The sequence below is a fragment of the Promicromonospora sp. NPDC050880 genome (genome assembly GCF_044456525.1).
Lineage (GTDB): Bacteria > Actinomycetota > Actinomycetes > Actinomycetales > Cellulomonadaceae > Promicromonospora.
On sequence record NZ_JBITFV010000011.1, the window covers coordinates 60,379 to 75,200 of the forward strand.

At 70.8% G+C, this 14,822-nt stretch carries 11 protein-coding genes and 1 tRNA gene; 4 read left to right on the top strand and 8 right to left on the bottom strand.

Going from position 1 to position 14,822, the window contains the following annotated elements; translation table 11 throughout:
- Positions 1 to 46 precede the first annotated feature (46 nt).
- The 5 genes from ACIBBF_RS17600 to ACIBBF_RS17620 all read right to left on the bottom strand — a co-directional run bounded on the left by ACIBBF_RS17600 (position 47) and on the right by ACIBBF_RS17620 (position 7,771).
- Positions 47 to 3,496, bottom strand: coding sequence for a S8 family serine peptidase (locus ACIBBF_RS17600; RefSeq protein WP_397415730.1), 3,450 nt, complete (start codon positions 3,494 to 3,496; stop codon positions 47 to 49).
- A 220-nt stretch (positions 3,497 to 3,716) separates the two neighbouring features.
- Entirely contained in the window at positions 3,717 to 4,838 is a 1,122-nt protein-coding gene (locus ACIBBF_RS17605) for an FAD-dependent oxidoreductase (protein WP_397415732.1), read from the bottom strand.
- Positions 4,839 to 4,970: 132 nt separating this feature from the next.
- The gene (locus ACIBBF_RS17610) at positions 4,971 to 6,170 is read right to left on the bottom strand and encodes a serine hydrolase domain-containing protein (protein WP_397415735.1); all 1,200 of its coding nucleotides are present in this window, start codon (positions 6,168 to 6,170) and stop codon (positions 4,971 to 4,973) included.
- Positions 6,171 to 6,332: 162 nt separating this feature from the next.
- Complete coding sequence (locus tag ACIBBF_RS17615) at positions 6,333 to 6,557, bottom strand: hypothetical protein (protein ID WP_397415737.1); 225 nt, start codon at positions 6,555 to 6,557, stop codon at positions 6,333 to 6,335.
- A gap of 125 nt (positions 6,558 to 6,682) precedes the next feature.
- Positions 6,683 to 7,771: a lipocalin-like domain-containing protein gene (locus tag ACIBBF_RS17620; protein WP_397415739.1), complete on the bottom strand. Its 1,089-nt coding sequence runs from the start codon at positions 7,769 to 7,771 to the stop codon at positions 6,683 to 6,685.
- A 78-nt stretch (positions 7,772 to 7,849) separates the two neighbouring features.
- Between ACIBBF_RS17620 and ACIBBF_RS17625 the strand changes: the two genes are divergently transcribed.
- Both ACIBBF_RS17625 and ACIBBF_RS17630 read left to right on the top strand, forming a co-directional pair.
- Positions 7,850 to 8,587: a TetR/AcrR family transcriptional regulator gene (locus ACIBBF_RS17625; RefSeq protein ID WP_397415741.1), complete on the top strand. Its 738-nt coding sequence runs from the start codon at positions 7,850 to 7,852 to the stop codon at positions 8,585 to 8,587.
- Positions 8,588 to 8,857: 270 nt separating this feature from the next.
- Positions 8,858 to 10,396, top strand: coding sequence for a GMC family oxidoreductase (locus ACIBBF_RS17630; protein ID WP_397415743.1), 1,539 nt, complete (start codon positions 8,858 to 8,860; stop codon positions 10,394 to 10,396).
- Here ACIBBF_RS17630 and ACIBBF_RS17635 read toward each other — a convergent pair.
- Positions 10,377 to 11,132 (bottom strand): helix-turn-helix domain-containing protein, encoded by a 756-nt coding sequence (locus tag ACIBBF_RS17635; RefSeq protein WP_397415745.1) that lies wholly within the window; start codon positions 11,130 to 11,132, stop codon positions 10,377 to 10,379. The two genes, ACIBBF_RS17630 and ACIBBF_RS17635, sit on opposite strands and share 20 nt — an antisense overlap.
- Positions 11,133 to 11,529: 397 nt before the next feature.
- Positions 11,530 to 11,603, bottom strand: a tRNA-Pro gene (locus ACIBBF_RS17640).
- 257 nt (positions 11,604 to 11,860) lie between these two features.
- On the opposite strand from ACIBBF_RS17640, the gene ACIBBF_RS17645 reads away from it, so the two are divergent.
- Together ACIBBF_RS17645 and ACIBBF_RS17650 are read left to right on the top strand one after the other, a co-directional pair.
- The gene (locus tag ACIBBF_RS17645) at positions 11,861 to 12,967 is read left to right on the top strand and encodes an SDR family NAD(P)-dependent oxidoreductase (protein ID WP_397415747.1); all 1,107 of its coding nucleotides are present in this window, start codon (positions 11,861 to 11,863) and stop codon (positions 12,965 to 12,967) included.
- Between the two features lie 128 nt (positions 12,968 to 13,095).
- Positions 13,096 to 14,040, top strand: coding sequence for an SDR family oxidoreductase (locus tag ACIBBF_RS17650; protein ID WP_397415749.1), 945 nt, complete (start codon positions 13,096 to 13,098; stop codon positions 14,038 to 14,040).
- An 8-nt stretch (positions 14,041 to 14,048) separates the two neighbouring features.
- On the opposite strand, the gene ACIBBF_RS17655 is transcribed toward ACIBBF_RS17650, so the two are convergent.
- Entirely contained in the window at positions 14,049 to 14,642 is a 594-nt protein-coding gene (locus ACIBBF_RS17655) for a helix-turn-helix domain-containing protein (protein WP_397415751.1), read from the bottom strand.
- Positions 14,643 to 14,822: the final 180 nt, after the last annotated feature.

The window sequence follows — 14,822 nt, forward strand, 5'->3', positions numbered from 1 at the left end:
GAGCAACGCGGGAGCCCGGCCGTCCGCCGGGCTCCCGCGTGTGGCGTCAGTTGCCGGGCACCCGCAGGCCCGCGGCAGGTTGTCCGACCTGGTAGGCCCCGATCGTCGTCTCGTGGACCGAGCCCTGCGGGTTCGACGCCTCGACGTCGAGCGAGATCTGCTCCGCTCCCGACGGCGCCGCGACGGTCAGCACGAAGGTACCGTCGCCCTTCGGCCTGGCCACGGCACGGTGCCAGGTCGCGCCGTCGTCGGACGACCATCGGACCTGGGCCGACGTCGCCGCCGAGCCGGCTCCGCCGTCGGACGCACGCGCATCGATGGTGATCGTCGTGCGCCGCGGTGCGATCCCGTCCAGGCCGAGCCCGGCGACGGCGTAGTCGACGTCGAGCAGCGGCAACAGGGAGTCGAGCTCTCCGGCCGGGCCGGCGGTGAACTCCCACACGCCCGTCACCCGCGGGGCTGTGGGCCAGCCGTCGTCGCGCGTGCCCGAGTACTCGAGGCGCAACGGCGTCGGCTCCTGCGGCATGGGGACGACCACCCGTGCGCCCTGGGTGTCGCTGACCAGCTCGCCGTCCTGCCACAGGCGCACCCGGTGGTCCGCGTCCCAGAGGCTGCTCCAGTGGGCGTCGCCGTCGGTCCAGCCGGAGAGGGTGACCAGGAGGTTCTCCCTGCTGTCCCGGACCTGTGCGCTGCTGGAGTGGACCGCACCGCCGAACACGGTCGTGTACCGGCTGCCCGCCACGTAGGACGTCGGTGCGGACTCGTACGCGCCGTGGTCGACGATGTCGCCGTCCTCCGTCTCCTCGTCGAACGTCGCGCGCTTGGTCCATTCGATGTCACCCGCGAGCAGGTACTCGGTCCGCGCCGTGCCCGGTGCCACCGTGTCACTGAGGCCGAAGCTGGCGGGGAACCCAGGCAGCGCCGCGAAGCTGGACACCCACGCCGTCGCACCCTGCGGGGCGTGCCCGTAGCCGGTGCGGACGGTGGCCAGCTCATCGCGGCGCACGTCGAACTCGAGGTCCGTGCCAACCTGATGCTGGAAGGCGAGGTCATAGGTGTAGGTGGGCTCGTGTCCCGCGTCGACGGGCTCCCGCAGCACAAAGAGGTTCATCAGCCGGACCTCGCCGGCCGTCGCGGCACCCGAGTCGGCGAGGTACAGCTCCGTCTCACCGGACACTCCGTAGTCGTACGGGTAGATGTTGGTGCGTCCATGTTCGTCCAGCATCAGGTAGCTGAACACGCTCCGCACCGCCTCCGCGGGCCTCGGCGTGCTGACCGAGACCGGCATCGCGCCCTCGGCGCTGAGGGTGACGGTAGTGTCGTCGGTGACCCGGACGTCTGCGTCCGCGACACCGGTGACGGCGTCGAACTGCCACGTGTCGTAGTCGCCCTCGCTCAGCGCGCCGACGACGCCGTAGGTCCCGGCGGGGACGCGCACGGTGAGCTCCCCGTCGAAGACATCGAAGGACTCGCTGTACCGCGTGTGGTCGTCGAGGTTCATCAGGGAGAGCGAGGACCAGCCGTCCATGGGCTCGCCGTCCCGGCCCTCGGTCCGGATCGTCAGGTCGAACCGCTCGGGCAGCTTCTCGTAACCGAGCGCGGTGCGCACCGTCGCGCCGGCGGACGGCCCGCCGACGACGGTCGCGGTGACCGCACCGGAGTACCGGCCCACCGGCCCGACCGAGTTGTCGAGCGTGACGTCCACCGAGGCCGTACCACCCGCCGGGACGGTCAGGACCTCCGTACCGAGGGTGACCCCGCCGTCCACCGGCGCGCCGTCCGGGCCGCGGAAGTCCGTGGAGAGGGCCAGCTCGAGGTCCTGGTCGGACGGGTTGGCATAGGTCAGTGGCTTGGTCGCTGCCCCGTCACGGCCGGTCTCCAGCGCCCCGAAGGACAGCGAGGCCGGCTGCGCGGTGGCCGGGAGGTCGAGCGCCCCAGGGATCCAGACCCGGCCGGCGCCCTCGTCCCAGACCGTCGTGCCCGCCGGTCCCGGCCGGGCCGAGCCCATCAGCCGTGCCTTGAGCTCGTCGGCGCCCCACCCGGGGTGCGCGCTCTTCAGCACGGCGGCCGCCCCGGCCGCGTGCGGGGCCGCCATCGAGGTACCGCCCACTTCGGTGTACCACTCGTTGACGACCGTGCCCATGCTCGTCCCCGCGGCCCTCGCGGCGACGATACCCACGCCGGGTGCGGTCACGTCCGGCTTGATCGCACCGTCGCCCACCCGTGGCCCCTTGCTGGAGGTCGCGGCCAGCACGTCGTGGTCGTCCACCGAGCCGACGGTGAGGGCGGCGTCCGCGGTGCCGGGGGACCCGATCGACCCGTTGGTGCGCCGGTTGCCTGCAGAGACGACGAACAGGGTGTCGTGCTGCGCGGTCAGCTCGTTCACGGCGGTGGCGAGCGGGTCTGTGCCGTCGGTGGCACCGAAGTTCAGGCTCATGTTGACGATGTCGGCGCCCTGGGCCGCTGCCCACTCCATCCCGGCGATCACCGTGGACTCCTCGTCGTCGTAGCCGTCCGTGACCTTTCCGAACAGCAGGTCCGCGCCAGGCGCGACGCCCTGGTTCGCGCCACCGGACGCCTCCCCCGAGCCGGCCACGATCGATCCGACATGGGTTCCGTGCCCGTTGTGGTCCGCCACGCCACCAGATCCGGTGAAGTCCCGGCTGCCGACGATCGACTGGTCGAGGTCGGGATGCGTCACGTCGACACCCGAGTCGAGCACCGCGACCGTGACCCCTTCCCCGGTATGGCCGGCGTCCCAGGCGGCCGGAGCGCCGATCTGCGGCATCGAGTCCGCGTCCGACGACTCGACAGGCTCGTCCAGGTACACGTGCGCGACGCGGCCTGCCGCCCTCTCGGCAGCGGCTGGGACCCGGCCCGCGGCCGCGCGGGCCATCGCGCGTACGCCCGCACCCCCGCCAGGGTGCGTCGCGCGCAGGGCATCCAGGAGGTCACCCGCGCCGTCCGCGTCCAGGCGGGCAGAGACCGCGCCGATGGACTCCAGCCGGTGTTCCGGCTCGACGCCCAGGGCCGCCCAGTCCGGCTCGGCCCCGGCACTCGTCCTGGCCGACGACGCCGGCGCGGCCGGACCGCCGGCACTCGCCAGGATCACCGGGACGTCGGTCCGGTACTCGTCGTGCTGGATGTCGGCGAGCTTCGCCACGTCGAACAGGTCGCGGTCCAGGACCTCCGGCACCAGAGGAGCAACATCGGCCGGTACGACGTAGAGCGCGTCACCCACCGCCTGCTGCCGGACGACCATGTGCTCCCGGCCCGGTCCGTGCAGCACCGTCGCCGTACGGCGCCCGTCCGTGGACGTGGACACCACCACCCGGTCGCCCGTCAGGAGGGTGACCGTCCGGGCCGGCAAGGCGGCCTCGGAACCCCGGGCTGACGACGACCCGTCAGCCGTCGATGTCGTGGTGGGTGATGCGGCGTTCGCCGCGACGTACCCTCCCAGGGCCGTGGTCGCGCTCAGCACTACCGCGATCGTCATGGACGCTCTTGCTCTGCCACGCACTTCTTGCTCCTCGCGTCGTCGGAATGGGAGGTGGTCGGAACGTGCTCCCCCCTCAAGACGCCGCTGATCAGCGAGATGTGGAGTCCGGACACCCACGACTTTCGTGGTCGACGTGCGTCAGGAGCAGAAGGTGACCGATCTGACGGGGCGAGGCAGACACGCGCCTTCGCCACCCTGGACCCCATCGGAAGCACATCTACTTCGCGCGGACTCCGCGGTAGATCAGACGACTGATGACGTGACGTTCGAGAAGGTCATCAACCTGGAGGGAGTAGCGGATGTCGCCGCCGGAAGCTTGGAAGACGTGCAGCCCGTCGCGGAGAGGGCCCAGCACCGATCCCCACGCATGAGACGGAGAACGCCAGGTACGAGTCCCTCTCCCGCGGAGCGATCTCGCGATGTTGCGGGCGACCAGCTCGGCACCGTTGTTGCGCGCTGTGGAGCGCAGCGGGTCGCTGGCCGCCACGTCACCCACGGCCCAGATCCCGTCGTGACCCGGCACGCTCAGGTTCGCCTCGACCCGCACAAAACCCTCGGCACCCAGCAAGGTGCGGGGCAACCACTCCGTGTTGGGGCGGGCCCGGCCGATCGCCCAGAGGACGAGAGCAGCCTCCGCCGGCGCCTGACCGGTGGCAAAACGTACGGGTCCCGATGACAGTGACGTGTCGGACGGAGCCTCCGCACGGTGACGGGGATGCAGGCGAACGCCGAGCCCCTCAAGCCGGGACCGCACCAGGTCCCACACGCGAGGGTGATGTCTCGTCAATGCACGGTCGCCCGGGAAGTAGACGGACACCTGCTTGTGCCGGAACGCCTCGGCGAGCTGAGCGGCGCTGCCCATCGCGGCAGGGCCGCCGCCGACGATAGCGATCGACTCGGCCGCCGCGACCCGTGCGTGCATCAGGGCCAGGCCCTTTTCGATGCCGGCTTGGTTCTGCAGGTCAGGGCGGCGCCAGGCTCCGTTGCGCACGCCAGTGGCGATCAGAAGCGCGTCATAGGGCTCACGGTTCGTGGCCCCCTCGGCCGACCGCACGGTCACCGTTCGAGCTCCCTCGTCAAGGCCGGTGAGCGTGCCGTGCACCACCCGGGTCCGGTCCAGAGCGCGGAACCGTGAGAACGCGATGTTGTACTGGTCCGCCCACCTGCCGGGTCGAGCCAGCCGCAGACCGAGGTCCCGTCCGCTGAGCCATGCGGACGTGGTGGAGATCCCCACCACGTCGATCTGGCGGTCGTACCGAGCGAGGTTCACCGCGGCGATCAGGCCGGTATCACCAAGCCCCGCGACCACGACCCGGGCACGACCGATAGTTGCGGACACAGTTGACCTCCATCGTGTAGAGCGCACTGGCGCACGGTCGCGGGACCGACACCGGATCGCCTCGTCCAGGGCGTCGCGAAGCTGCTCGTCGAAGCCGGGCAGCGACATGGTGCTGTGATTGCTCAGCCGGGGTCAGCCCAAGCTCTCGACCAGCGCAGCGACGATGTCGCTGGACCGCTGGTCCGGCAGCGAGCCGAACTGGCTGGGCAGATAGGCGAAGCCCACCCGGGCGTCTGCGTCGGCGAAGCACAGGCCGCCGGCGGCGCCGTCGTGCCCAAAACTGCTGGCGCCGAGCAGCGGGTGTGCCTGCGAGGCCGTCATGAAGCCGGTGCCCCAGACGGTGTGCGGCGCGGGCAGCTGGGGCCCGGTGATCTGTGGTCCGGAGCTCAGGGCGCGCCGGGCATCTTGGAGCGTGTCGGGCCGCAGCAGGGGCCCACGCGGTTCGCCGGCGCCGCTGTCGACCTCGGAGACGAGAGCCGCATGCAGTTTGGCGAAGCTACGGGCGGTGCCGATGCCGTTGCCCGCGGGCACCTCGGCAGCCCATAGGCGCGCGTCGTTCCAGGCGCTCTCCATCGACACCCCGACCAGCGGGATCGGCACCGCGCCGTTCAGCGTGACGGCTCGGATGGCCGTGTCATCGGTGAGCATCACGGCGAGCTGCTCCCGCAGCTGCTCCGGGACGTCACGTGGATCGGCCGGCAACACTGTCGCGACGCGCGGGTGCTCAGCCTCCGGTAAGCCGATCCACAGGTCCAGCCCGAGCGGCTCGCTGAGCTCGCGCCGGAGTATGGCGCCCATGGTGGAGCCTGTAGCGCGGCGCACGACCTCGCCGAGGATCGTGCCGAGGGTGATGGCGTGGTAGCCGTGCGCGGTCCCCGGCTGCCACAACGGCTTCTGGTCCTCGAGCGCCCGCAACACGGGCTCGCCGCCCACGACGTCGTCGAACGTCAGGGGCGCGTCAACCACCGGGACCCCGGCGCGGTGCGCCAAGACCTGCCGCACCGTGACGTCCTGCTTGCCGTTCGCGTCGAACTCGGGCCAGTACGCCCCGACCGTGGTGTCGAGGTCGATGCGCCCCTGATCGACGAGGTGCAGGACGACGATCGTTGCGATGCTCTTGGTGCAGGAGTACGCAAGGGTCATCGTGTCACGACTCCACGGCCTGCCGGCCGTGACGTCGGCGATCCCGCCCCAGACGTCGACGACCAACTCCCCGTCCTGGTAGACGGCCAGTGAGGCACCGCCGAACGGTCCTGCATCCAGGCTCTTGTCGAACGCGTCAACGACGGGTTCGAACCGCGGGTCGTGGTAGCCGTGGGACGGTCTGCTCATAGCATCCTTCTTTCGTCAGAAGTGACGGTTGCTCTTCTGCGAAGAGGTTGCCTGGCGGCCTCGACCGGCGACCGCCTCGATCACCCCATCGGGCGCGAACAGCCTCTTCGGGCGTCTGTCTATCGGTTGCGGGCAGCGCTAGCCACGCCCTGCCGATCCCCCTCACGCCTCACAGGCGCGGCCCGGTCCGCATCTGCCATCCAGGTCGAACACGGCCAGTTGCGTGACGAGGCCGAGTTCGGCCAGGCGGACATGGCCGTGCGGGCTGCGGGCCAACCGCCCGTGAGGCCCGGGGCGAGGCGCCGTGTTGCAGAAGCACTCGACCGGTTCGGCCTGGACGAGCGTCCACAAGGCCACCGGCATCCCGGTGCTCAGCACGCCCGTCACCCCGACGAGCTGATCGACCGCCTCAAGACGGGGCGGCCGCTCGGTGACCGTCGTCGGCGATCCCCGACTGCCGGCACGGTACTAGCGGCGGGTCCGAGGGAGGCAGATCACGCCGTTGCCCCGGTTCAGGGGCGCGCCTTGCCGAAGTACATCAGCTCCCACAGCGCGTCGGCGGCGTGGCTCTCGACCAGCTGCCCGGCCTTGTACCGCTCGACCCGCATCTCTCCGGTGAACCGCAGGTAGGCGCCGTCGAACCGGGCAAGCTTGGCGGCGGCCTTCTTGGGCCCCTCGAGGTTGTCGACGAACTTGGACGCCGTCAGGTCGTGGTACCGGTTGTACGTCACGACGTAGCGCTCGTCGCCGTCCGTGTAGGTGTAGCGGGTCACGTTGCCCACGGGCTTACCGGTGTGCTGGTCGGTGTACGGGCCGAGCTCCTCGAAGGTCACCTTGGCGCCGTCGTCGCCGATGAGCCGTCCGTCGCGGGCCAGCATGAACACCGGCAGCTCCGCGTACCCGTAACGCTTCTCCGCGGTGATGTAGGAGGCGATGACCGAGTACGGGCCGGCCGCGCCGCGCGCCCAGTACCAGTGGTGCATGAGGTCGAGCATCGAGGCGTTGCCCCAGTTGTGGTCGTGGTAGCCGACGCCGCTCGTGGTGACCGCCCGTCCACCCGCGCTGTAGGTCACGTCGACGGCGCCCTGCGGCACCGACGGGAGCCAGGCGAAGTAGTCGCCGTCGTCCCCGAAGTACCAGCACCCCGTCTCGGGGCGCCAGGCCGGCACCTGACCGGTCAGCGTGATGTCGACCTCGACGTCCTCCAGCGTGGCGCGGATCGTGTAACGGTGCAGGTCGCCGGCGAACACGTTGTCGCCAATGCGCACGTCGCAGGCCTCGGTGGAGGCCGAGAAGGCCTCGGGATCGAACTCGACGAGCTTCTGGATCGCGGTGCCGTCCGGGAGGGTCAGGTCGATCCGGATCGTCGGGTCGAGCGACTTCTTCAGGTCGGTGAACTGCTTGGTGAAGAAGACCACGACCAGCTTGGCGCCGTCGGCCAGATGGGCGTCGAAGTACCACCACTCGTAGGTGCCCGCGGAGCCGTCGGTGCGCATCCCGTCCTCCCTGGGCTCGATGTGGCCCGGAGCGATGCCGAGCCGGGCGTAGTCCTCGGGCGTGCTGCCGAGGCGAGCCGGGACGACAGTGCCGGTGACAGACATGGTCCTACCTCCTGTGGGAACGGATCCGTGCTTAAATATCCATGTGTCTATTATCTGCCTACCGACAGCATGACCCACGTGCCGGGTCCAGACAAGCGGCGTGATGAATCGGCCCTCCCGACGGCACCGCGCGGACGAGGGCGCCCCCGGACCGGACAGGAACCCGACTCGGACCGGTTGCTGCAGGGCGCCCTGGACGCTTTCGCCGACCAGGGCTACGACGGCACGTCCGTGCGCGAGCTGAGCCGCCGCCTCGGCGTCAGCCACGCCCTGCTGACCGCGCGCTACGGCTCCAAGGAGGGCCTCTGGTTCGCGGCGATGGAGCACGCCCTGGCCCAGTCCGAACGGACCTGGAGAGACATCGACGAGTCGCCCGCCCTCGACGACCTCGAGGCGCTCCGACAGGCGCTCGTGCGCCAGGTGATCTTCTCCGCCACGCACCCCCAGGTGCTGCGGATCATGAATCGCGAGGGGTCGATCGACAGCCCGCGCGTGCGGTTCGTCGTCGATCGGTTCGTCAACCCGCTGCGCCCTGGCGTCGAGCACCTGCTCTCCCGCCTCGTCGCAGCCGGACGGATCCGCCCCGTGCCCTACGCGACCCTGCACTTCCTGGCGGTCGGAGGTGGCGGCGCAATCTTCGCCAACGACGTCGAAGCAGCACTGCTCGGCGCCCCATCACCCCCTGACGCCGCCGACATCCGCGCTCACGCCGAAGCCGTGGCGGACATCTGCATCGCAGGGATCGCGGTCGCACCGTCAGGCGCTGAGCCCGCATCAGAGCTGTCGTCCGAACGGGGCAGCGGCAGGACTGCCTGACGCAGACGTGTTCACCGTCGGGGCCAGCGACCGCTCGGGGGCCCAACTCCCGCCCGCGTTCCTGGTCGAGCGTGCCAAGTCTCCAGATGGGGACGTGAGCTTCTCGGCCTCTGATGTCCCGAGCTCGTCGTAGATGGCGTGCACGTGTGCGTAGTGGTCGACAGCGCCTGTCTGGACCCGGTCGTCCGCTCAGCGGACGCCGGTTGGCCGTGGTGGTCGCTCTCGCAGCACTGTTCAACCTGTCGAACGTGAACGGGATGAGGGGACTGCATGATGACTGCATCGCAATACGACTTCGTGGTGTGCGGCGCTGGGTCGGCCGGATCGGCGGTGGCCGGGCGCCTGGCGGAAGATCCCGCCGTCTCGGTGTTGCTGATCGAAGCGGGTGGCGACGACCGGGACCCGGCCATCACCAACCCGGAGATGTGGCCGTTGAACCAGGGCACCGACAGGGTGTGGGATTTCACCACCGCACCCGAACCGGCGGTCAACGGCCGGTCGTTGCCGTATGCCATGGGCCGCGTGCTGGGTGGCGGCGGCAGCGTCAACGTCTCGATCTGGATCCGCGGGCACGGCGACGACTGGGACTTCTTCGCCCGGGAGACCGGCGACCCGGCCTGGAGCCACGACAACGTCCGCCGGTTGTTCGATCGCATCGAGAGCGGCCCGATGTGGGTGCAGGACACCCAGGACATCCATCCCTACGGTGAAGCCGTGCTGGCTGCGGCCCAGGAAGCCGGCTTCCCGCGGTACGCCAATCCCAACGGGGCTCTGACGGAGGCCGATCGCGGAACCGCGCCGCGTCAGGAGATCATCCGCGACGGGCGACGCCAATCGCCGTACCAGTCCTATGTGGCTCTGCGGCCCCGGCCCAACCTGACCGTGCTGCACGACGCACTGGTCACGGAGGTGCTGTTCGAAGGGAACCGCGCCGTCGGGGTCAAGGTGCGGCACTCCGACCAGAACCTCGAGATTCACGCCACGGCCGAGGTGGTGCTCTCGCTCGGAGCGGTCGGTACGCCGAAAGCGCTGCTGCTGTCGGGCGTGGGCGACGCAACGCAGCTACGCCGGCACGGCATCGCCGTACGAGCGCACCTGCCCGGCGTAGGGCGTAACCTCCACGACCACGCTGTGCTCCCCCTCGTCTGGCAGGCTGCCCCCGACGCGGACCTCAGCGGTCCCCTCGAAAGCCGGGCCGGGGTGTTCTGGAACCTGACCGACGCCGCCGGCGATCCACCGTCGATCCTGTACTCAGCGATGGGCGCACAGGTGTCGCACACGGTCGCGGCGCGCGGCGGGCTGCCTGAGCACGCGGTTACCTTCCTGCTCGGCGTCAGGATGCACGACACGGGCCGCGTCAGGCTCGCGTCGGCCGACCCTTCGGTCAACCCGATCATCGAGACCGGCTTCTTCGCCAACCCGGCTGACGTCGACAGCGCGCTGCGCGCTCTCGACACCGCGCGGACCATCGGCAGGGCCGACGCCCTGAGGGCGTTTCTGGGAGAGGAAGCCCTGCCTGGCCCCGTCGGCCGCGACGCCCGCGCCGACTACCTGCGTGACGCGGTGCAGACCTTCTGGCACCAGAGCGGAACCGCACGCATGGGCCGCGACGACATGGCCGTGCTCGACTCGCGTCTCCGCGTGATCGGGTGCGAGGGACTACGGGTGGCCGACGCCTCGGCCATGCCCCGGGTGACGGTGGCCAACACCATGGCGTCCAGCGTGCTGATCGGCGAACAGGCCGCGGAGTTCATCCGAGCCGACCACGGCCTGTCCCACGGAGCGGAGGTCAGCTCGGCAACGCCGTGAGGCGCTGCAGCGAGGCCGCTGCCCGGTGCACCATCGGGGCGAACCGGTCCGTGGACCGCGGCTCGACGGAAGCGATCTGCAGGGCCGCCCGTCGCCCCGAGGGCAGGAATACCGGGACGGCGTAGCAGGTGAAGCCTTCCTGCACGGCACTGTGATCGGAACTGACACCGATGCTGCGGTGCTGCGACGAAGGCCCGCGTTGGTCGGCGAGGACCAGGCCGGGCGCGCTGAAGTGCGGCATGGTGTCACCCGGGCGGTGCCCGACCGGCAGGCTCGTCTGGCCGGGCACCGTCTCCAGCACGACGAAGGACGAGCTGTCCGGGACCACCAGCGAAGCCGTGGCGCCGGTGCCCGCCCGCAACGTCCGGAGAACGTCGGCAGCCGATTCGCGCAGCCCGGCGTACGGCTCGACCTGACGCGCCAACCCCATGAGCCCGGCCGCCAACGTCCAGTGACCCTCGATGAGATCCACGGCACCGGCCTCACGCAGCTGCGCCAGCAACCGGTGCACCGTCGGCCGCGGAATCCGCGTAAGCCGGACAAGTTGCGCCACCTGGCCGTTCGGCGTCGTCTGCGGCAACGCGTGAAGGAGCTGGAATGCCCCTTCGATCACGCCCCGGCCTGGCGACCTGTCCGGCGTACTCTCCTCCGACATCGTCATCTCACCCTCGCAGCTGCAGAAGATCATCTGTCCATCGGTTGCGGACAGGGCCAGTACCACAGGCAGCAACTGCACAGTCCACAGGTCGCCTCCCCCGTGTCCAGAGTTGCCCCTGTCATGTGGTGCCCATTCCCTCGCGTCGCACGATCGGCGACGGCACCGATCCTCCCGCGCGCTGCTCAGGCCCATACAGGCCCCGCCGATCCCAGGATCGCGAGGTCACTGTGTCAGTGTGCTGGGGTGACCTGGTGGTCCGGGGGCCTGGTGGAAGGCGGACCTGGCAGGAACACGACCTGCCGGCGCCGACACGGGAGAGACAGCGTGATCCCGCGCTTCGGTGGCCTCTTGTGTGAACTCGTGTGTGGCCGGGGACGGAATGGGGACAACTTCCGCCGTCGAGCCCGGTCACATGGCTACTCCCGGGGGAACAAGAAACGCCCCTCACCTGCAACAACAGGTGAGGGGCGATCGGTCGGGCTGACAGGATTTGAACCTGCGACCCCTTGACCCCCAGTCAAGTGCGCTACCAAGCTGCGCCACAGCCCGCGGTGTTCTTGAGCATGCTCAAGGCTACCGGTTCGACCCCTTGGGGCCGACGGAAATACTACCCCACCTCAGGGCCTGCGCCCGACCAGACGACGTTCGGCGCGCCTCGACCACGTCCGGGTCGCTCGCCTCATCGGGCCCGACGCCGCCGCACCACCTCGCCAGCCTGTGATCGGCGGGTCCTGGATACACGAGAACGGTCCGCCGACGATCGACGACAGACAGCGCCGCGGTGCACGCCGAACGAGGAGCAGGACATGTCACACCCACCGACCGACCCGCCCGACCAGCCACCTCGGAGCGGACGAGACGACCGCACGGGCCACCGGCGCGGACCCTCGCGCCGCGCCGTGCTGCGCATGGCTGCCGTCGGCGTCGCGGCCGGCGCGCTCTCCTTCGGCGCGGGACGCCTCACCGCCCCGGGTGCGGAGCTGCCCGACTGGACCACCGCGGACATGCCGTCGCAGGCCGGCCGGCGCGCGGTGGTCACCGGCGCGAACGGCTACCCCCGCGACGGCCGCAGCGGGCTCGGCTACCACGAGGCCCTGGCGCTGGCGGTCGCGGGTGCGGACGTGACCATCGCCTCCCGCCATGCCGAGCGGGGCGAGGAGGCGGTGCGCCGGATCCGCGCCGCGGCGCCAGGGGCGACCGTGCGGTTCGAACGGCTCGACCTCACCGACCTGTCATCGGTCAGCGCGTTCGTCGCCCGGGTCGAGGACGCGGGCGACCGGCTCGACCTGCTGATCAACAACGCGGGCGTCCAGGGCCGGATCGAACGCGAGGAGACCGTAGACGGTCTCGAGCGGGTGTTCGCCACCAACGCCCGCGGCCCGTTCGCCCTGTCGGCGCAGCTCCTCCCGATCCTCCGCAACGGCTCCGAACCCCGGATCGTCTGGACGTCGAGCTCGCGCGTCGGCTCGATCGACCTCGACGACCTCCAGAAGGAGCGTCACTACGAGTACGGGGCCGCGTACGACGACACGAAGCTCGGTGCCCTCCTGATGGCATTCGAGTGCGAGCGGCGCAGCAAGGCGGGCGGCTGGGGCATCACGAGCATCGCGGTGCATCCCGGGGTGTGCCGCACGAACCTCGTCCTCGACGGTCCGGGGGCCGACAGCCCGGAGGGCCGGCGTTTCCAGTACCTGCCGTTCCTGTGGCAGGACCCGGCCATCGGCGCCCTCCCCGCCCTGTACGCAGCCACCTCGCCCCAGGCGACCGGCGGCGGCTACTACGGCCCGAAGCAGCTGCGCGGGCTGAGCGGGCTGCCGGGATTCGCCGTCGTCCCCGAGCAGGCCCAGGATCGTGACATGGCATCGCGTTACTGGGACACGGTGGAACAGCTCGCCGAGGTGTCCTTCGGCTGAACCTCGCCCGCACGAGGCGGCCCGCCCCGCAAGCCGGGACGAGCCGCCAGAGGGGGATCCACGGGCCCTGCATAACGCGCCGGCGATCCCGCACAGTCAGAGGTACGCACGATCCCAAGGAGAACCACATGCCTCGCACACCGCTCGACATCACGATCCCCGACCTGTCCGGCAAGCGGGCCGTGGTCACCGGCGCGAGCGACGGGATGGGCCTGGTCATGGCCCGGCGTCTCGCCGCCGCCGGAGCGGAGGTCGTCATCCCCGTCCGCAACCCCGCCAAGGGGGACGCCGCGATCGCCACCATCCAGAAAGCCGTGCCGGGCGCACAGGTCTCCACACGTACCCTCGACCTCTCCTCGCTGGAGAGCGTGGCCGCTCTCGGCGACACCCTGCGCGCCGAGGGCGACCCGATCCACCTCCTGATCAACAACGCGGGCGTCATGACCCCGCCCGACCACCAGCGGACGGCCGACGGGTTCGAGCTCCAGCTCGGCACCAACCACCTGGGGCACTTCGCCCTGGTCGCGCAGCTGATGCCGCTCCTGCGCGCCGGCGGGGCGCGGATCACCTCGCAGGTCAGCGTCGCCGCCCGCAGCGGCTCCATCCACTGGGACGACCTGAACTGGGACGTCGAGTACGACGGGATGCACGCCTACCGGCAGTCCAAGATCGCGTTCGGCCTCTTCGGCCTGGAGCTGGAGCGCCGCAGCAGGGCCCACGGCTGGGGCATCACCAGCAACCTCTCCCACCCCGGCGTCGCCCCGACCAACCTGCTCGCCGCGCGGCCCGAGCTGGGCCGTGCGCAGGAGACCCCCGGCCGGCGGATGATCCGCTGGCTCTCCGCCCGCGGTGTCCTGGCCGGCACGGTCGAGAGCGCGGCGCAGCCCGCGCTCATGGCGGCCACCGACCCGCAGGCCAAGCCGGGCGCCCTCTACAGCCCCCGTGGGCTCGGCAACACCAGCGGCGCACCGGCCGAGCAGCGGATGTACCGCCCGCTGCGCAGCCTCACCGAGGCGGCACGCGTCTGGGAGGTCTCCGAGCGGCTGACCAGGACGACCATCCCGGCTGCCTGACCCCGCGACTACGGATGCACGATCAGCCAGGTCGCCACCGCCGGCCGCACCCCGGCGTTCCGGATCCGGTGCGGCACCGAGCAGGGGTAGCTGATCGAGTCACCGGCCGCCAGCACGACCACGTCGTCGGCCAGCTCCACCGTGAGCTCGCCCGAGACGACGTTGCCGATCTCGTACCCCTCGTGCCGGAACAGCTCGGAGTCGCCGAGCGTCGCCGTCGCGCCGGGCGGGTACACGGACTCGAAGAAGTCGAGCCCGGGCATGGGATGGGCCGAGAGCCTGCGGAAGGTGACCCCGCCGTCGAGCGTCACGGGTGACGCCTCCCAGGCCCGGGTGACGGCGATCCCGGCCTGCTCCAGCTCCCCCGCCCCGCCGCGCGGTCCGGCGGCGGCCTCCGGCGGCTCGAAGACGTCGGACAACGGCACGCCGAGCGCGTCGGTGATGGCCAGCAGCCGGACCACCGACGGGCGCATCACGTCCCGCTCGATCTGGGACACGGCGCTGGCCGAGATGCCGAGCGTCGCGGCGAGACTGCGCGCCGACACACCTCGGGCTTCACGCAGGGAGCGCAGCCGGGCACCCAGCGACGGTTCGGAGGACACCGCCGCATCGTACGAGCGCGCAGGCCCGGCCCGCGCCCGCGGCAGTGCGACACACCGGCGACACGCCTGGCGTCACGTGCCCGACACACCCTGAAACACCCGTGAAGCCATCACTGAACATGAGCCTTACGACCTGGTTACGCCCGGGAAACCGGTGCGCTCGCGTTAACCCATAACTTC

Bases quoted from the DNA above. Each gene is read 5' to 3' on its own strand.
- ACIBBF_RS17600 (WP_397415730.1), bottom strand. From the start codon at position 3,496: ATGACGATCGCGGTAGTGCTGAGCGCGACCACGGCCCTGGGAGGGTAC.
- ACIBBF_RS17610 (WP_397415735.1), bottom strand. From the start codon at position 6,170: ATGAGCAGACCGTCCCACGGCTACCACGACCCGCGGTTCGAACCCGTC.
- ACIBBF_RS17620 (WP_397415739.1), bottom strand. From the start codon at position 7,771: ATGTCTGTCACCGGCACTGTCGTCCCGGCTCGCCTCGGCAGCACGCCC.
- ACIBBF_RS17630 (WP_397415743.1), top strand. From the start codon at position 8,858: ATGATGACTGCATCGCAATACGACTTCGTGGTGTGCGGCGCTGGGTCG.
- ACIBBF_RS17645 (WP_397415747.1), top strand. From the start codon at position 11,861: ATGTCACACCCACCGACCGACCCGCCCGACCAGCCACCTCGGAGCGGA.
- ACIBBF_RS17650 (WP_397415749.1), top strand. From the start codon at position 13,096: ATGCCTCGCACACCGCTCGACATCACGATCCCCGACCTGTCCGGCAAG.